Origin of the sequence: Acinetobacter sp. ANC 3882, from assembly GCF_022549545.1 — a bacterium.
GTDB lineage: Bacteria > Pseudomonadota > Gammaproteobacteria > Pseudomonadales > Moraxellaceae > Acinetobacter.
The window spans coordinates 245,389-262,520 of the sequence record NZ_JAKZGB010000003.1 but is presented as its reverse complement, the minus strand read 5'-3'; the positions used below and the strand labels follow the sequence as shown (position 1 = coordinate 262,520).

Genomic DNA, 17,132 nt, shown 5'->3' with positions numbered 1-17,132 from the left:
TTAATATTAGTTTCAAACTAGTCGCCCCCCTCACAATCCATTACAATCACTTCTTTTTTGTTCAGCGCATCTTATTTTGAGTAATTCCTCTCCCCAATTAAAACGTGGGCTTAAAAATCGACATATCCACTTGATCGCCATGGGCGGTGCAGTGGGTACTGGACTATTTCTAGGTTCTGCTCAAGTGATCCAGTCTGCTGGCCCTTCGATTATTTTGGGCTATGCCATCGTTGGTCTGATCGCATTTCTGATCATGCGACAAATGGGTGAAATGATTGTAGAAGAACCTGTTGCAGGCTCTTTTAGTTATTTTTCACAAAAATATTGGGGCAGATTTGCTGGCTTTTTATCGGGCTGGAATTATTGGGTGGTTTATATTTTGGTGGCAATGACTGAGCTGACAGCCATTGCCAAATATATCCATTATTGGTGGCCACATATTCCTGCGTGGATCTCGACTTTATTTTTCTTCATTGTTGTGACCTGCTTAAATCTAGGCAATGTGAAGTTTTATGGTGAATCAGAATTCTGGTTGGCCATCATTAAAGTCATTGCTATCATTTCAATGATTTTATTTGGTTTGTTTCTTTTGCTCACAGCAGGTACAGAATCAACGGCTAGCTTCGCGAACCTATGGCAACACGGTGGATTTTTTCCACATGGTTTCTCAGGCCTATTTTATATGCTTGCCTTTTTAATGTTTGCTTTTGGCGGCATTGAATTAATCGGTATGACTGCTGCTGAAGCAGAAAATCCTGAGAAAAGCATTCCGCAAGCCATTAATCAGGTGATCTTTCGGATTCTGATTTTCTACGTGGCTTCGCTTGCCATCATCATGTCACTCATTCCATGGAACCAGCTGGATTTGGGTGGTTTGGACAAAAGTCCATTTGTGATGATTTTTAGCCAACTCGGGATTGATTGGGCAGCACATTTACTCAATTTTATTATTCTAACGGCGGCACTCTCTGTGTATAACAGCGGTATGTATGCCAATAGCCGTATGCTCTACGGGTTGGCAGTACAAGGCAATGCTCCAAAAGTTTTTGCAAAAGTCAGTAAGCAAGGTGTGCCGATGCCTGCGGTGATCTTTTCTTCGATTTTAATTTTCGGCTGTGTATTACTGAATTATTTTGTGCCAGAACAGGCATTGAGTCACTTGATGTATATGGCGGTTGCGGCTTTGGTTTTAAACTGGGCGATTATTAGCTTTACCCATTTAAAGTTTAAGCGTGCCGTTCAGCAACAAGGTACAACAGTCAAATTCCCTGCCTTATTTTCACCATTTAGTAATTATTTGGTTTTGGCGTTTATCGTGATGATTTTATACATTATGTGGACGCAAGGCTTTAAGGAATCAGTGATTTTAATTCCAGTCTGGATCATGTTTATGTTCGGATTATTTAAATTTTTGAAATGGAATAAATCACTCTAATCTCTGCCCCACAATACGCATCTACAGCACTCCATAAAAACTGTGGATGCGTTATCACTCAACAAAAATAAATAAAAACAAGATAGGCCTTATTTGTTATCAGGTTAATCCATTTGCTACTATAGCCCTATTCTATTCATCATCTGATCTAATGTCTGAACCGCAACTTTCTCTCAGCGATTATCTAGCAACGGTACAGGAAATCATTCGCCTGAGCTTTGACGAACCTGTTTGGGTGAAAGCTGAGATTCGGAATCTGAGTATCAAAGGTGGGCATTACTACCTTGAGCTTGCTGAAAAAGAACAAGACACAGACAAAGTCATTGCGAGCTGTAAAGCCACCATTTGGAAATTCTCTGCTGCAAAAATCGTGTTCAAATTTGAACGTGAAAGTGGAATTGAACTGTCTAAAGACTTAAATGTACTGATCAAAATTAAGGCCCGCTTCGACCCTCAATATGGCTTCTCTGTCAATATTGAAGATATCGACTCCAGTTTTACCCTCGGCGATATTGCTAAACGCTATCAGCAAATCCTTGCCCAACTCAGCAGTGAAGGTTTGCTTCCTCTGAATAAAGCCCTACCGACACCTTTTGATATTGAGCATGTATTGGTGATTGCGCCTGAAAATGCGGCTGGATTAGGTGACTTTAAGAAAGATGCCGATGCTTTACATCAAGCAGGTGTCTGTGATTTTGTCTATCACAACGCGACTTTCCAGGGAAATACCGCTGCGCACAGCATTATGGAATCGCTAGGCACTGGGTTACGTCAATGGGCAGCAGACTATACTATTCCGCCCGACCTGATCGTAATCATTCGAGGTGGCGGTGCTGTTAACGATCTAGCGTATTTAAATGACTATGATCTTGCTGCCCTGCTGTGTAAACGCAAAGTACCGATTTGGGTCGGAATTGGACATGAAAAAGATCGGACTATTTTAGATGAAATTGCCCATCGTTCCTTCGATACGCCAAGTAAGGTGATTGCAGGTATCCGCAATCTGATTTCGGAACGTTCTGTAGACGTGATGGATCATTTTCAAACCATCAAATTGCTTTCTCAACATCAGATTACGGCTTATCAGAGTCAGAATGATCAATTCATCAGTCGCATCAAGTCGCAGTCTGAAAATCAAATCAGTACCAGTTATTTGCAGCTTCAGGTTGCCAGATCAACGCTGCAATATTTTGCCAAGCAACAACTGAAAACAGCTTCGACTCAAATCGAAGCATTAATGCGGGAAACCTTGTTGCAAAACCCAAGAAATGTACTCGCCAAGGGCTATGGCATTGTCCGTAGTGAAAATAAAGCGATTCGCTCGATCCATCAAGCAAGTTCATCCCTATCGATTGAAATGCAAGATGGTTATATCCATGCCAAGCTCACCGAGGTGATTGATCATGACTAAGAAAGAATTAAGTTTTAAAGACGGTTATGCATTATTAAAAAAGAATGCCGAACTGCTCGAAGCACAGGAACAACCTGATATTGATAATTTGATGAAAATCGTCGAAGAGTCTATGACCGCTTATAAAGCCTGTAAATCTAGAGTGGATGCAGTGCAACAAGCCTTAAATGAAACTTTTAAAGACAGTGAATAACAGCGGATCTAAAAGCCACTCGCTTTGAACAGCACGCAGCTTTGACTCGCTCAATATTTGCTTATGCAAAAGTAAATTCAAGGCTTAGAGTAATAACCACAAATGAATGGCAAATGGTCCAACCAGTACCATCAAGATACCTGCAATCACCATGGTTAAACTGGCAATTACCCCTTCTTCATTATTACGTTGTTGGGCTCTCGCGGTACCAAAGCCGTGAGCGGCATTACCAAATGCAGCACCATTTGCCACAGCAGAACGAATTTTGGTAATTGCTAAAATGGCATCTCCACAAATCATCCCAACCAATCCAGTAATCACGGTAAATAGCGATACCAATGCTGCTGAACCATGAATATCTTCGGCTAGAATCATCGCAAAAGGCGTAGAAATAGAACGAGCCATCAAACTGTTGGTGACTTCTGGGCTGAAATGAAAGAGCTGTGCCATCTCATAAGCAGACATCACCCCGACACTCATACCAACAATAATCGCGATGGATAAAACACCAAGATTTTTGCGGATGGTATCTCGATAACGATAAATAGGCACAGCAAAGGCAACTGTTGCAGGCCCAAGTAAGTTGACGATCCATTGGGTATCTTGGGCATAGGTCTGATAAGAAATACCAAAAATCGTCATTAATATAATCGTGAGCACTGGCACGCTAATCGCAGGAGAAAGCCATAATTTAGGATGCTTCTGATAGAGACGCTTTGCAACCACATAGGCGACCAAAGTCCAGATCAGACAGAGGATTGACCAGATATTCATGTAAAATACCTTTAGATATGCTTATGCTGGAAAGGTTTACGTGTTTGCAAATAGCTTTTGAGACGGTTGTAATAATGAATGGTCAGACAGGTGCTCAACATCACCAAGATCGTCCCCAGCGCAATACTCAGTACAATTTGCCAGCCTTCAGTCATAAACAAAGTTTTGTACTGAACCACGGCGACAACCACAGGCACAAAAAACAGCAATAATTCGCTGAGAACAACCGAAGCCCCCATAGCCACCTGATCCATTTTAATCACCTTTAGAAATAGACAGATCAGCAATAACAACATGCCTAAAATCCCTGCGGAGATTGGGACACCTAATTGCTGATGCAAAACATAACCAATACCCCAAAAAGCCGCCAGAATTAAAATCTGTTTGACCAATATGAAGAAGCTGTTTGTGGAAGAAGTTTCAGAAACGGATTCAGTGCTCATGACAACGAAATAAAATGGTGAACTACATCATTATGCTAACCCCGTGCTATTGGCATAATATGAATTATTCATGTTAAAATTATGCAAAAATGGAATAATATTTTACCAATTATGCTTTCATTCAAATCGCTACAATGCTTTGTCACTTTGGTCAAAACCCAGAGCTTTACCCGTACTGCGGAACAGCTCTATCTGACTCAACCGACTATTAGTAAAATCTTGCAGCAGCTTGAACAACAACTTCAGGTACAATTGTTGGTAAAGCCAGAACATGGCCGCAAGAGACAGGTTGAACTGACGGAAATTGGCCAGCGCATCTATCAGCATGCGCTTGAGCTTTTGCAGGCAGAACAAAATATTTTTCTGGAAATCGAAAACTATCAGCAATTAAAAACAGGCACTTTAAAATTGGGCGTTCCGCCTTTAGGTTCTCAGCTGCTGACTACTGCCCTGTTTGATTATCATCAACAATGGCCAGAGATTGAACTTTCTTTTCTAGAAGTCGGTTCCAAAGGGATTGAACAGGCTTTACTGAATAATGAACTGGATGTGGGTGTGTTGTTGCATCCTTTCGACCAGCAGATCTTTAATAGCATCGAATTGTGTGATTACCCGTTGATGGTGCTATTACGGCGAGATGCGACCTGGGCAACCCGCAAAAAAATAAATCTGGAAGAATTACAACACCAATCCTTTTTAATGTTCCCCGAAAATTTCTCGCTCAATCGTATTATTCTAGATGCATGTCAGCAACATGGTTTCTACCCAAGCATTGCCTGCCGAACCAGCCAATGGAACTTGCTGGCAGATATGGTGTTGCAACGTATGGGCATTGCCCTATTGCCGCAATATTATACCGATATGCTTGATCTCGAATTATTTGCAGCCATTCCTCTCGAAAAGCCAAATATTCAGTGGCATCTTGCCATGGCATGGAAAAAGAATCTGCCTGTCTCTCCCGCGGTACAGGCTTGGCTTAATGTGATTCGTGAACACTTTCAATTGATTAAGTCAAAAATTGATGAATGAAATATTCAACTAAAATTCGCAGAAAAACTGATAAAGCTTTGCCACAAAAAAGCTACCCAATCCTAGATGAGCTCGCCTAAACTGGATGAATCAATTGATAAGATGGCAAGTCATAATGAATGATTCAAACTACATTCCACCCAAAGTCTGGCAATGGACTGGAGAAAAAACAGATTTAAATCAGCCAACCTCAGGGAGTCGCTATGAGCAGAAATTAGCTGTTGGACAACATCCACTCCAGTTATATTCGCTTGCTACACCTAACGGGCAAAAAGTGACGATTCTGCTAGAAGAACTACTCGCATTAGGACATACCGATGCTGAGTATGATGCTTGGTTAATTAAAATCGGTGAAGGCCAACAATTTGGTAGTGGCTTTGTTGAAATTAACCCAAACTCTAAAATTCCCGCCTTGGTAGATCACAGTCAAAATCCACCATTCAGAGTGTTTGAATCAGGTTCAATCTTGCTCTACTTAGCTGAAAAATTTAAAGCCTTTATTCCCACAGACCTTGCTGCACGTACCGAATGTTTGAACTGGTTATTTTGGCAAATGGGTAGCGCACCTTATATTGGTGGCGGTTTAGGGCATTTTTATGCCTATGCACCGGTAAAAATCGAATATGCCATTAACCGCTTTGCCCTTGAAACCAAACGCTTATTGGATGTTTTAGACCAACATTTAGCAAAGAATGAATACTTGGCAGGTCATGAATATAGTATTGCCGATATTGCTGCTTTCCCATGGTATGGCAGCGTTGTAAAAGGCTGGGTTTATAATGCGGATGAGTTTTTAAGTGTCGATCAGTATAAAAACGTTCAACGTTGGGCCGATGCCATTCAGGCGCGTCCTGCGGTACAGCGTGGGCGTATGGTGAATCGTCCTTTTGGCGATTTAGCTAGCCAACTACATGAACGACATGATGCCAGTGACTTTGAAACCAAAACGCAGGATAAATTGCAATAACTACGCCTTGTCTAATGAATAGCGTAAACAAAAAAGCCCCTGCTTTCGCAAGGGCTTTTTAAATTTGGCGGAAGCGGTGAGATTCGAACTCACGGAGGACTCACACCCTCGTCGGTTTTCAAGACCGGTGCATTAAACCGCTCTGCCACGCTTCCATGTGCGTAAGAATACAAAGCTTGCCCCTTTTATACAAGAGAAATTTAACTGCAATGTATTCAAATGCATAATGTTTCATCAATTTTAGAGTTTAGCGGCTAATTCAGCACCATCACGGATCGCACGTTTCGCATCAAGCTCGGCAGCCAGTTTCGCACCACCAATAATATGGTAGTTCGCTGAGGTATTTTCACCGTCTTTTGGCATTAAATCTTTAACCGATTCTTGCCCTGCACAGACCACAATCGTATCGACACGCAATAATTGGTCATGACCATTATGCTCGACCCATAAACCTTCATCGGTGACTGCTTTATATTGCACACCACGAAGCATACGTACCGCATGTTTTTTCAATTGTGCGCGATGCACCCAACCAGAGGTTTTACCCAGGCCAACACCTAACGGCGTTGTTTTACGTTGCAATAAATAAATTTGGCGAATTGGAATCTCCACCTCTGGACGTTGTGTACCACCCTCAGACATATAATTCGGATTTGGATCAACACCCCATTCACGCTGCCAATCAGCCAAAGGCTGTGGTTGAGGTTGATGTGGTGGCTTTAATAAAAACTCTGAAACATCAAAACCAATACCACCCGCACCAATCACCGCAACTTTATGTCCAACTTCGGCACCACGCAATACTTCCGCATATGACAATACCTGTGGTGCTGTGCTGCCTTGAATTTTTAATGCACGCGGTACAACACCCGTTGCCACAATAACTTCATCAAAACCTTCACGTTCTAACTGTTCGCGGCTAGCACGCGTATTTAAACGTACATCAACACCCGTCTGTTTCAGTTGTACTTTGAAATAACGAATCGTTTCATGGAACTCTTCTTTACCAGGTACAACTTTGGCCAAATTGAACTGACCGCCGACATCATTATTGGCTTCAAACAATGTCACCGCATGGCCACGACTTGCTGCAACTGTTGCAGCCGACATCCCCGCCACACCACCACCGACAACGGCAATACGCTTTGGTTTTTTGGTTTTGATATAAACCAATTCTGTTTCATGGCACGCCTGTGGATTGACCAAACAGCTTACACGCTCATTCTTAAATGCATGATCTAAACACGCTTGGTTACACGCAATACAGGTATTAATTTCATCGACACGATTGGTCGCGGTTTTATTTACCCAGTATGCATCAGCCAAGAATGGACGAGCCATTTGCACCATATCGGCCTTGCCAGAAGCAATAATTTCTTCCGCAGTATCAGGCATATTGATACGATTCGATGCAATCACAGGTACAGAAACATGTTGTTTTACCGCAGCGGTATAATCCACGAATGCGGCACGAGGGACTGAAGTCACAATAGTTGGGACACGTGCTTCATGCCAGCCAATCCCTGTATTTAACAGCGTAATTCCTGCTTTTTCCAACGCTTTGGCAACCACAATCACTTCGGGCATGGTATTGCCATCATGTACCAAATCAAGCAGAGACAAGCGGAATGCAATAATGAATTTTTCACCCACTTTAGCGCGAATCGCTTTTACAATTTCCACAGGGAAACGCATACGATTATCGATATCACCGCCCCAACGGTCAGTACGCTTATTCACATGGCTACTTAAGAACTGGTTAATTAAATAACCTTCCGAACCCATGATTTCTACGCCATCATAACCCGCTTTTTTAGCCAAGCTAGCACAACGCGCATAATCGTCAATGGTTGCAAGAATCTGAGCATCCGACATTTGACGCGGTTTAAATGGATTAATGGGTGCCTGAATTGCAGACGATGAGACCGAAAATGGATGATAACCATAGCGGCCTGAATGCAGAATTTGCATCAAAATTTTTGCGCCATGCTTATGCACAGCATGTGTAACCAGACGATGATGAGGAATATCCGCCAAGCTATTCATCGTTCCACCCGCAGGGAGCAACCAGCCCTGACGGTTTGGAGAAATTCCTCCGGTGATGATCAAGCCAACCCCACCCTTTGCTCGTTCACCGAAATAAGCCGCAAGTTTAGGATAATTGAAAAAACGATCTTCTAAACCTGAATGCATCGAGCCCATTACGACACGGTTTTTAATGGTAGTAAAACCCAAATGTAATGGCTTTAAGATATTTGCATAGCTAGTCATGGTATTCCTTCTATATTTTGGCTTTGCAACTTGTTGCATAGTACTTTAATACTTTTTTGTTTATTTGGGATGACTATTTATAAAATTTTCAGCGTTGAAAAAGTCAATTCCACCTAGCTCAGTCCATATTTCCTGCCTAAATATTTTGTAATAATAATGGGTTATCCAAACTTACTTGGTTTTATTGATTCAAATGACAAAAACGAAAAGATCAGCAATGAAAACATGGCTGATCTTGTTCAATAAAATTAATTCAATTTAAATGCAGATTGAGTATTTATATAGACTTACATTTCTTGCTAAACAATAGTTTAACGTTATTGATTTGCTGAATACGCCACATGGACACGTGATGGTTTCATTTTTAAAGAGCTCATCACAATACCCAAGCAAATAAATGCTGCGCCAATTAAAATATTCAGCGTTAAAGGTTCATGCCAAACCAGATAGCCAAACAATAAGCTTAGAATTGGAATACACATAATCGAAATCGATGCAATAAAGGTATCGACCTGACTTACAATCCAGTTCCAAAGTACAAATGCAAAACCAGTCCCGACCACTGCAATATAAAACAATGCCGATTCATTTACAGGATTGAGCCAAACCTGAGTGTCGACAGGTTCAAATAACAAAGCCATAACAAACATTAAACTTCCACCAAGCAAAAGCTGCCAGATCGTCAATTTAATTTTGTCGTATGCAGCAAAATTCTTTTTTATATAAATCGTAGACATTGCCCAAAAGAAGCCCGAACCAATTAACAGAACTTGTCCCAATAAAGACACATTTAGATGTAAATGATGTAGTTGAGGCCATAGGATTGCGATCAATCCCAAAGTCCCTAAAATAAGTCCAATCACCTTCTGGCGATTTAACCTTTCATTTAAGAAATAATGAGCTAGCACACCAATAAAAATTGGCATGGTAAACACAAGTACCGCCGATAGACCTGAGTCTACAAATTGCATGGCAAAAGTTTGTGTGGCATAGAAACCAAAGCAGATCAACATACTTAAAATGATCAATGACCTCCATTCAGCTTGTTTAGGCAAAATGGATTTTTTTAGAATTCGTTGTACGACCATCAATGTCAATGCCGCTAAAATCAAACGTGTAGAGATAAAGAGGAATGGCGGAAACACTTGTAGGCTATGTTTGACCAGTCCCCATAAAGATCCCCACACCAAGCATAGCAACGCGATTGCACTCACGACTCGAATATTCACGTGTTGTACTCAACCCTTAGAAAGTCATTCTAGTGTATAAAACAAATGACATCATGAATAATGCTATGTTTTAATAGATACATCATTTTTTTTGATGTCTATTTCAATCTGAATGCTACAATGCCATTTTAAAATTGTTTAGGCCGAAATCTTGGGGACTTGAAGTGAATATTGATATTAGCGATATCCGATCATTTGTTACTGTTGCTGAGCTTAAAAGCATTACCGCAGCGGCAAATAAGCTGAATTATTTACAGTCCAATATGACAGCGAAAATCAAAAAAATTGAAAATCACTACAAACGCCAACTATTTATTCGTAAACCCAAAGGGGTTGAACTCACTGAGTCTGGGATGAACTTATACGCCCAATACAAAAAGATGATTTTTACTTGGGAAGAAACAGAAAATAAGATCTATCAACAAGAAAGTGTGTTACGTTTCGGCACCAATACCAGTTTAGGTGGAATGCGTTTTTATCCCTCTTTTAGCAAACTCTATGAAGCTTACCCTGACCTCTCTATGACCATGAAAACAGGCCCAACAGGTTATATTGAGGAGGAGATTTTAGCGGGTAATCTGGATATAGCTTATGCTCTGGGATACCCTAAACACAAAAATCTGCAATATATTCAAAAGGCTGATGATCAACTGGTTATTATTGGTAAAAACATGATTAACCACGAGAGTCTTGAAGATTGCCTGAATCATCAAAATATTTTGCTGGCTTCTGAACAATGCTACTATGCCACAACTTTAGACAGTATCTATGTGGACTATAATCTTACAAAAGGTGAACTCACCCATATTTATGATCATGAAGCTTTAATTCACTTTACCCAGTTAGGCATGGGGATCTCGATGATTGCTAAATCATTGATCGAAAAATACAAAATCCAATATTATCGAGAAACACCTGAGCAGTATCGAGATATCGGCTTATATCTCATTGCACGTCAGGACCATGTCTTTACGCCGATTGAGAAGCAATTTATTGGCTTAAATGATTCACTTTGAGCTAATTTTAAATGAAAGATTTAACTTTTTTGCAGTTCAATTGGTAATTGAAAAGTTGAATCTTTTTCCCATTTAAATACAGAGAAAAATAGCATGACGACTGCTATAACCGTTCCTAAGGGGAACATATTTAGCATAAACACCGTCATTATAATTGAACCAATACGACTGCTTGTACTTCCCGTCTTAACACTTTTCGCACATAGGAAATGAGCAGCAATCAAGGCAATACGCCCCAAGAGACCACCAGTAAAGTATTTGGGCATATGCATAAATAAGTTATAAATCGCATAGAAGATATCTGAGATTAAGATAAACCCGACAATGCGGTGTAATGTAGAGAGAATCTGATTGTTCGTTTTTAGCATTTTATTCTTTCACTCTTTTTAGACTCTTAATAAAAACTTTATGCTTATCGTAAAACTTTATATTTTTCCTATGTTAATCTATTTTTCAAATGAAAAAAAAAGAATTCCTTTCCTAACACAAAAAAAATCGATTTGAAAAGTGATATAGTACTGAGCGTATAAATTCTCTTTGGTCACCGATGTATTAGGGTGCCTATTTCGAAATAGTTAGGACTAGCAATGACTGATAATGCAACGATCTTGCAGCATGTACCAGTAGGTAAAAAAGTTGGGATTGCCTTCTCTGGTGGTTTAGACACTTCAGCAGCTTTATTATGGATGAAACAGAAAGGCGCAGAGCCTTATGCATACACTGCAAATCTGGGTCAACCTGATGAAGATGACTATGATGCTATTCCAAAGAAAGCTGAACAGTACGGCGCAGTCAAAGCTCGATTAATCGATTGTCGTTTACAACTTGCACTTGAAGGTATTGCTGCAATTCAGTGTGGCGCATTCCATATCAGCACGGGTGGCGTTCCTTATTTCAATACCACACCTTTAGGTCGTGCAGTCACAGGTACCATGCTTGTAACGGCAATGAAAGAAGATGACGTCAACATCTGGGGTGACGGCTCTACTTATAAAGGTAACGATATTGAACGTTTCTATCGTTATGGTTTATTGACCAACCCTGCCCTCAAAATCTATAAGCCTTGGTTAGATCAAACCTTTATTGATGAGTTAGGCGGTCGTGCCGAAATGTCGCAATTCTTAATCGACAACGGCTTTGACTATAAAATGTCAAAAGAAAAAGCGTACTCAACTGACTCAAATATGTTGGGCGCAACGCATGAAGCAAAAGATTTAGAATACTTGAATGCGGGTATTAAAATCGTAGATCCAATTATGGGCGTTGCGTTCTGGAAAGATGACGTTGAAATCCAACCAGAAGAAGTGAGCATTACTTTTGAAGAAGGTATGCCAGTTGCATTGAATGGCCAACGTATCGAAGATCCAGTTGAATTCATTCTCGAAGCGAACCGCATCGGTGGTCGTCATGGTCTAGGTATGTCTGACCAAATCGAAAACCGTATCATCGAAGCGAAATCTCGTGGTATCTATGAAGCACCGGGTATGGCTTTGTTACACATCGCTTATGAGCGCTTGGTAACAGGTATCCATAACGAAGATACAATCGAACAATACCGCATTAACGGTTTACGTTTAGGTCGTTTACTTTACCAAGGCCGTTGGTTCGATTCACAAGCATTAATGCTACGTGAAACAGCACAACGTTGGGTTGCTAAGGCCATTACTGGTACAGTGACTTTAGAATTGCGTCGTGGTAATGACTACACCATCATGAACACTGAATCTCCGAACCTCACCTATGAAGCTGAGCGCTTAACCATGGAGAAAGGTGATTCTGTATTTACTCCAATGGATCGTATCGGTCAGTTGACCATGCGTAACCTCGACATTACCGATACCCGTGCAAAACTCGGTATCTATACTGAAACAGGTTTACTTGCTGTTGGCCAAGGTTCTGCAATTCCACAGTTGGAAAATAAATCAAAATAAAAGATTGGTAAATTCTTTTACCAACTTGAAAAGGCTGAATATTTGATTCAGCCTTTTTTATTATTTGAAATAAAAAGTTAAACATTTAATCATTTCATTTTTAGGACAATATGTCGCAATAAAATACTATCTATCACCATTATGAATCGATAATATAAACATCAAGCAAAACATAATAATTGGGAGATGAAAGATGAATGCTTATCTACATCGTAGTGAAAATCGTGGTCATGTCAAAGCAGGTTGGTTAGATACCTATCATAGCTTTTCATTTGGTAGCTGGTACGACCCCAAATATATGGGTGTCAGCGCCCTTCGCGTGATCAATGATGATACGGTTGCTGCACACAATGGTTTCGGTACCCATCCCCATGACAACATGGAAATCTTGACCTGTGTACTTGACGGCACCATTTCCCACAAAGACAGTATGGGCAATGAAGGCCAAATCAATGCAGGTGAATGGCAATTGATGAGTGCTGGAACTGGGGTTACTCACAGTGAAATGAACAAGCATGATAAAGCGGTGCATCTGTTACAGATTTGGATTCAACCAAATGTGCAAGATGCTGAGCCAACCTATCAGCAAATTCAACTCAACCCGAAAGATCATCCAAACCAATGGCACTTGATTGCTGGTGATGTATCTGCGCCAATGTCGATTCGTCAAAATGCGGAAGTGAAAACTGCTGTCATTGAGAAAGATCAACATTTAGAAATTACAGCACAGAAAAAAGTAAACTATGTGCACGTGATTTCAGGCGAAGTCATGATTGCTGATCACGTGGTCAAAGCAGGCGATGCACTACTGTTTGATGAAACAGCAACCATTACTGCATTACAAGACAGCCAAATGATTTGGTTTGACTTACCTTAAGCCCAGTTTAGCTTGTACCTCTTACCCTCAAGGGGTACAAGTTTTTTTAATCATTACTACTACTGTCACAACTGCTTGAGTCAGAACTCGAATCAGTATTTGCACTACAATCATCCATATGCGTATCGTTATTGTCCTGGAATGAATCGCAGCTAGACATTGTTGAAGAATATGGATGACTATAATCCGTAGTATCCTGTGTAACACTTGTTTTGTTTGCGAAGAAAAATAATAAAACCAAACCAATCACAATGACTAAAATAATAAATATCAGCATCACAATCCCCCATTGCTCCTCCAATCTTTATTTCACTATAGCTTAAATTTTACTCAAAAATAATCGGCATTAAAAAAGCCCGATTAACGGGCTTTTCTACAACCTTGAACATTTTTAAAAACGATCTGAATCGTTTCGTTCGTTGTTAGCTGTGTGTTCAGGTTGTCATATCTTTGTTCATTTAGGCAAGATTTCTCTTAAATCCCAAATAGTATATGACTTCCTTATTGATTAAATTAGCACCATTATTCGCTTGGGTCAAGCACCCTTTTGAGGCTGAAAAAAGCGAAACAAAATAAATGATGACCACGGCGAATAAAGCATTTTGGTCCATATATGCAAATAAAAATAATGCTGTTTAGAAAACCTAAAAATTATTTCTTTTTCCGTTCTTTATCCACTAGATATTCAACTACTTGAATAACTTTCTCATCACCGCCCTGCACAATATATTTGCCATTTACAACCACAGCAGGAACACCCGTAAGTTGATACTGGCGAGCTAATTGATTGGATTCAGCAATTTTGGCAGTGATTGCAAAAGAATCGTACATTGCATTAAATTTTTTCTCAGGTACACCATACTGAGTAAAGAATTTAGCGAAAGCATCCTTTTGCAAAATTCTTTGGTTACCTGAAAAATTGGCATGGAATAATGGTAGATGTGTACGTTTACGCACACCTAAGGCCTCACTGACATAATATGCGCGTGCGCCTTGCTCCCACATTGGGGTCATGGCCGCTGGCGTACGAAGAAAATAGATGTCATTTGGAATTTTCTTTAACCACGTTTGCATATGTGGTTCTAATTTAAAACAATACGTACAACCATACCAAAAGAACTCACGTACCTCGATCTTATCAGGCACAGACGTCTTTTCAGGATTTTGTACAACCGTATAATCTTTACCTGCAACAAAGTCTAAAGCCATGGTATGTGTAGAAAATACTGCAGCTATTGCAGTTACACTGGTTAAAATAAAATGTTTCATTAATTTCGCTATCCTCAAAGCCATTTTATAGCGCTTGGGCATTTATAAAAAAGTCATAATTCCAATACGTTATCGTACAAATCTGTTGATATCCTTATAACAGGAGAGTTAAGCGACGATGTGAATATTCTACAAGGGAAATATGCTGCAAATTTCTAATTTGTAAATTTTTGATTAAAATCAACAATTAAGAAACAGAAAAACAACAGCATAGCAAATCGTTTATTTACGTATGATATGTCTCTGACAGATTTTTATAGTAAAAGTTAGGTACTCGAACATTCACAATTAAACTAACTTATTATAGATTTCAACATTGTGATAAAGCGATCTGACGGACTATTCAGTTAAAATTATAATTAAGTCAACAAAATAAATAGTAGACCTTGATAGAGAGCTAAAAAAAGCCCTGAATCTATATAATTCAGGGCTTTGGAGTTCATGTAACTTCATAAAAAGTTATATGACTTTAATATTTTGGTAGGTATATCCACTACCTAGAATAAATGATGGATTTAAAAAACTTTAATCAAAAACCATTATTTTATGATAAAAAATAGAAAATTTTGATCAATTTTTTCATCTTAAACAACTCCGTAATTAGCTTATATTTGATGTTAAATTTTTCTTTTTTTAATTTAATTAGTCCATTGATTTTTACAATGTATTAATTTGAAATAGGTAGATTTTAATAAATAAATTTATTTTATTGCTATAATTGTTTGGTTAACTGCCTAATAAACACTTTAAAGTTATGAATATTAAAGCTAGATGCACTCTCTTACTTTCAGCCATGATACTTTTGGGTACGGCACAAGCTCAAATTCCGACTGAACTCATACACCAAACTCCAAATATTTCAGATGACCAGAAAATAACGACTATCCAAGGTTTTCAAAAAACTAGTACAGCACTTCGATTTACTAAAGCTCGCATTTATATAAGCTATATCAATAATAAAGCAACTCTAAGCAAATCAAATGAATGGAATAAACCGTTTCAAATTGAGCCAACAGTAACAGAAGTACGTATCATATCAGACACACCAAAATTCCTTGCTCATGGTCACATAATTTTTAATGCTAAGTCTGGACAACATTATCAAGTTAAGAGCAATCAAGCTGATATTAAAATGAATAAAGAACCTATTTTATTTTGGATAGAAAACATGGATACTGGTGAAATAGTAACTCCAAAAGAAATTTTGAATGGTTCACCTTCATCTACAAATATTAATCTTATACCAGTTATAACGAATAAGTAATTTTAAGGGCTATTTGATGAAACTTTTTTTCAAATTATTCGGCTTAGGCTTTTTGATTACTGGACTTACAGGCTGTATAAGTTTATCAGAACAAGCAACTTCAGAGGCTGTAAAATATTATACACAGCCAACCCTCTCAAAAAATATTGCAACTATTATCGGTAGCGTAGAAAAAAGCCATTCAATTAAAGCAGATAAAATTTCTTACGTTTTTGCAATTGATCATCAAAAAATTCCTAATGGTCGAGCACAATTATCTATTCCTCAAAATATAACTGCAGGAGAGCATGATCTACAGATTTGGTGCCAACGCGGTGGTTACAAATACACAAATCTAGTCAAAGCGAATTTTGAAGCAAATAAAAATTATCAAATTGGCTTTGAAATGAATGTTAAGAATCAAAACAATTGTTTTTTGTGGATTTATGATTTAGAAACAAAACAAGCTCTTGGAGAGCTCGTTCAAGGCATAGAAGTTGGAGAATATACTGACCCTAATAAAGTTCGCCCCCTATTGTACAGGCTTGAATCCCAATCAATAACGAAACAAAATTTAAATATTCCTATCCGAATAATAAACAAAATGGGACATAATTAATAATTATGTCCCAATAAAATAAATCTAATCAATTTTTAAGAATTTAATATAAAGAAGTTTATAAAGTTTTCACTTAAAATTTGGATCATATCTCTCATCAATAATAATTAAGGGCTCAATTGCTGCATTCCAGATTTTTACTCCATCATTCGGCTCTTCTGATAACTCATTTGAATTTATTTCACTTCTAACTGCAAATACAATGTTCATAAAATCTTCAGAAGATAACTCATCAAACCTTATTTGTTCAACGAATAGCTCTTCTGTAATTTTTTCATAAAGCTCCGGATAAGTATCCTGAATTGCATTTTTCAATAAACTACGAAGATAGAAATCAACTGTAGAATTACAATCAAACTCTGCCCATTGATGACCCAAAGGTTGCTTTTCATTAAAACCTATTATATAAAGCATTCCCATACCAT

18 protein-coding genes and 1 tRNA gene are annotated in these 17,132 nt (G+C 38.9%); 10 read left to right on the top strand and 9 right to left on the bottom strand.

Going from position 1 to position 17,132, the window contains the following annotated elements:
- The first annotated feature begins 76 nt into the window (after positions 1 to 76).
- The 3 genes from MMO42_RS08755 to xseB all read left to right on the top strand — a co-directional run bounded on the left by MMO42_RS08755 (position 77) and on the right by xseB (position 3,039).
- Entirely contained in the window at positions 77 to 1,435 is a 1,359-nt protein-coding gene (locus MMO42_RS08755; RefSeq protein WP_241320139.1) for an amino acid permease, read from the top strand.
- Positions 1,436 to 1,586: 151 nt separating this feature from the next.
- Positions 1,587 to 2,846, top strand: coding sequence for an exodeoxyribonuclease VII large subunit (gene xseA / locus MMO42_RS08750; protein WP_241320138.1), 1,260 nt, complete (start codon positions 1,587 to 1,589; stop codon positions 2,844 to 2,846).
- Positions 2,839 to 3,039: an exodeoxyribonuclease VII small subunit gene (gene xseB, locus MMO42_RS08745; protein WP_241320137.1), complete on the top strand. Its 201-nt coding sequence runs from the start codon at positions 2,839 to 2,841 to the stop codon at positions 3,037 to 3,039. The genes xseA and xseB overlap by 8 nt, the downstream gene beginning before the upstream one ends.
- An 84-nt stretch (positions 3,040 to 3,123) precedes the next feature.
- On the opposite strand, the gene MMO42_RS08740 is transcribed toward xseB, so the two are convergent.
- A complete protein-coding gene (locus MMO42_RS08740; RefSeq protein WP_241320135.1) occupies positions 3,124 to 3,813 on the bottom strand; it encodes an LrgB family protein in 690 nt (229 codons plus the stop codon).
- A gap of 11 nt (positions 3,814 to 3,824) precedes the next feature.
- On the bottom strand, positions 3,825 to 4,256 hold the full coding sequence (locus tag MMO42_RS08735; RefSeq protein ID WP_241320134.1) for a CidA/LrgA family protein: 432 nt from the start codon (positions 4,254 to 4,256) through the stop codon (positions 3,825 to 3,827).
- Positions 4,257 to 4,367: 111 nt separating this feature from the next.
- Between MMO42_RS08735 and MMO42_RS08730 the strand changes: the two genes are divergently transcribed.
- Both MMO42_RS08730 and yghU read left to right on the top strand, forming a co-directional pair.
- The gene (locus MMO42_RS08730) at positions 4,368 to 5,285 is read left to right on the top strand and encodes a LysR family transcriptional regulator (protein WP_241320279.1); all 918 of its coding nucleotides are present in this window, start codon (positions 4,368 to 4,370) and stop codon (positions 5,283 to 5,285) included.
- A gap of 115 nt (positions 5,286 to 5,400) precedes the next feature.
- Complete coding sequence (yghU, locus tag MMO42_RS08725) at positions 5,401 to 6,252, top strand: glutathione-dependent disulfide-bond oxidoreductase (protein ID WP_241320132.1); 852 nt, start codon at positions 5,401 to 5,403, stop codon at positions 6,250 to 6,252.
- A gap of 65 nt (positions 6,253 to 6,317) precedes the next feature.
- On the opposite strand, the gene MMO42_RS08720 is transcribed toward yghU, so the two are convergent.
- From MMO42_RS08720 to MMO42_RS08710, 3 genes are all read right to left on the bottom strand, one after another.
- Positions 6,318 to 6,407, bottom strand: a tRNA-Ser gene (locus MMO42_RS08720).
- Between the two features lie 85 nt (positions 6,408 to 6,492).
- Positions 6,493 to 8,523 carry an NADPH-dependent 2,4-dienoyl-CoA reductase gene (locus MMO42_RS08715; protein WP_241320130.1) on the bottom strand — a complete coding sequence of 677 codons (2,031 nt, stop codon included), beginning with the start codon at positions 8,521 to 8,523 and terminating at the stop codon, positions 6,493 to 6,495.
- Between the two features lie 317 nt (positions 8,524 to 8,840).
- Positions 8,841 to 9,752, bottom strand: coding sequence for a DMT family transporter (locus MMO42_RS08710; RefSeq protein WP_241320129.1), 912 nt, complete (start codon positions 9,750 to 9,752; stop codon positions 8,841 to 8,843).
- Between the two features lie 164 nt (positions 9,753 to 9,916).
- Between MMO42_RS08710 and MMO42_RS08705 the strand changes: the two genes are divergently transcribed.
- A complete protein-coding gene (locus tag MMO42_RS08705) occupies positions 9,917 to 10,768 on the top strand; it encodes a LysR family transcriptional regulator (protein ID WP_241320127.1) in 852 nt (283 codons plus the stop codon).
- 20 nt (positions 10,769 to 10,788) lie between these two features.
- Here MMO42_RS08705 and MMO42_RS08700 read toward each other — a convergent pair whose 3' ends face one another.
- Positions 10,789 to 11,136 (bottom strand): hypothetical protein, encoded by a 348-nt coding sequence (locus tag MMO42_RS08700; protein WP_241320126.1) that lies wholly within the window; start codon positions 11,134 to 11,136, stop codon positions 10,789 to 10,791.
- Positions 11,137 to 11,355: 219 nt separating this feature from the next.
- Between MMO42_RS08700 and argG the strand changes: the two genes are divergently transcribed.
- Positions 11,356 to 12,699, top strand: a complete 1,344-nt coding sequence (argG, locus tag MMO42_RS08695) for an argininosuccinate synthase (RefSeq protein ID WP_241320125.1) — start codon at positions 11,356 to 11,358, stop codon at positions 12,697 to 12,699.
- A 193-nt stretch (positions 12,700 to 12,892) separates the two neighbouring features.
- Positions 12,893 to 13,576 carry a pirin-like bicupin family protein gene (locus MMO42_RS08690; RefSeq protein WP_241320124.1) on the top strand — a complete coding sequence of 228 codons (684 nt, stop codon included), beginning with the start codon at positions 12,893 to 12,895 and terminating at the stop codon, positions 13,574 to 13,576.
- Positions 13,577 to 13,622: 46 nt separating this feature from the next.
- Here the strand turns inward: MMO42_RS08690 and MMO42_RS08685 are convergent, their stop codons facing one another.
- Together MMO42_RS08685 and MMO42_RS08680 are read right to left on the bottom strand one after the other, a co-directional pair.
- Entirely contained in the window at positions 13,623 to 13,853 is a 231-nt protein-coding gene (locus tag MMO42_RS08685) for a hypothetical protein (RefSeq protein WP_241320122.1), read from the bottom strand.
- 374 nt (positions 13,854 to 14,227) lie between these two features.
- Positions 14,228 to 14,845, bottom strand: coding sequence for a thiol:disulfide interchange protein DsbA/DsbL (locus MMO42_RS08680; protein ID WP_241320121.1), 618 nt, complete (start codon positions 14,843 to 14,845; stop codon positions 14,228 to 14,230).
- Between the two features lie 802 nt (positions 14,846 to 15,647).
- Between MMO42_RS08680 and MMO42_RS08675 the strand changes: the two genes are divergently transcribed.
- Both MMO42_RS08675 and MMO42_RS08670 read left to right on the top strand, forming a co-directional pair.
- Positions 15,648 to 16,109 (top strand): hypothetical protein, encoded by a 462-nt coding sequence (locus MMO42_RS08675; RefSeq protein ID WP_241320119.1) that lies wholly within the window; start codon positions 15,648 to 15,650, stop codon positions 16,107 to 16,109.
- A 16-nt stretch (positions 16,110 to 16,125) separates the two neighbouring features.
- The gene (locus tag MMO42_RS08670) at positions 16,126 to 16,707 is read left to right on the top strand and encodes a hypothetical protein (protein WP_241320118.1); all 582 of its coding nucleotides are present in this window, start codon (positions 16,126 to 16,128) and stop codon (positions 16,705 to 16,707) included.
- 69 nt (positions 16,708 to 16,776) lie between these two features.
- Here the strand turns inward: MMO42_RS08670 and MMO42_RS08665 are convergent, their stop codons facing one another.
- A complete protein-coding gene (locus MMO42_RS08665) occupies positions 16,777 to 17,127 on the bottom strand; it encodes a hypothetical protein (protein ID WP_241320117.1) in 351 nt (116 codons plus the stop codon).
- Positions 17,128 to 17,132 lie beyond the last annotated feature (5 nt).

What these genes read in the sequence shown, in the direction of transcription:
- MMO42_RS08670 (WP_241320118.1), top strand. Translation starts at nt 16,126, where the DNA reads ATGAAACTTTTTTTCAAATTATTCGGCTTAGGCTTTTTGATTACTGGA.
- xseB (WP_241320137.1), top strand. Translation starts at nt 2,839, where the DNA reads ATGACTAAGAAAGAATTAAGTTTTAAAGACGGTTATGCATTATTAAAA.
- MMO42_RS08715 (WP_241320130.1), bottom strand. Translation starts at nt 8,523, where the DNA reads ATGACTAGCTATGCAAATATCTTAAAGCCATTACATTTGGGTTTTACT.
- MMO42_RS08665 (WP_241320117.1), bottom strand. Translation starts at nt 17,127, where the DNA reads ATGGGAATGCTTTATATAATAGGTTTTAATGAAAAGCAACCTTTGGGT.
- MMO42_RS08700 (WP_241320126.1), bottom strand. Translation starts at nt 11,136, where the DNA reads ATGCTAAAAACGAACAATCAGATTCTCTCTACATTACACCGCATTGTC.
- MMO42_RS08690 (WP_241320124.1), top strand. Translation starts at nt 12,893, where the DNA reads ATGAATGCTTATCTACATCGTAGTGAAAATCGTGGTCATGTCAAAGCA.
- MMO42_RS08735 (WP_241320134.1), bottom strand. Translation starts at nt 4,256, where the DNA reads ATGAGCACTGAATCCGTTTCTGAAACTTCTTCCACAAACAGCTTCTTC.
- MMO42_RS08685 (WP_241320122.1), bottom strand. Translation starts at nt 13,853, where the DNA reads ATGCTGATATTTATTATTTTAGTCATTGTGATTGGTTTGGTTTTATTA.
- yghU (WP_241320132.1), top strand. Translation starts at nt 5,401, where the DNA reads ATGAATGATTCAAACTACATTCCACCCAAAGTCTGGCAATGGACTGGA.
- MMO42_RS08680 (WP_241320121.1), bottom strand. Translation starts at nt 14,845, where the DNA reads ATGAAACATTTTATTTTAACCAGTGTAACTGCAATAGCTGCAGTATTT.
- argG (WP_241320125.1), top strand. Translation starts at nt 11,356, where the DNA reads ATGACTGATAATGCAACGATCTTGCAGCATGTACCAGTAGGTAAAAAA.
- MMO42_RS08740 (WP_241320135.1), bottom strand. Translation starts at nt 3,813, where the DNA reads ATGAATATCTGGTCAATCCTCTGTCTGATCTGGACTTTGGTCGCCTAT.
- xseA (WP_241320138.1), top strand. Translation starts at nt 1,587, where the DNA reads ATGTCTGAACCGCAACTTTCTCTCAGCGATTATCTAGCAACGGTACAG.
- MMO42_RS08730 (WP_241320279.1), top strand. Translation starts at nt 4,368, where the DNA reads ATGCTTTCATTCAAATCGCTACAATGCTTTGTCACTTTGGTCAAAACC.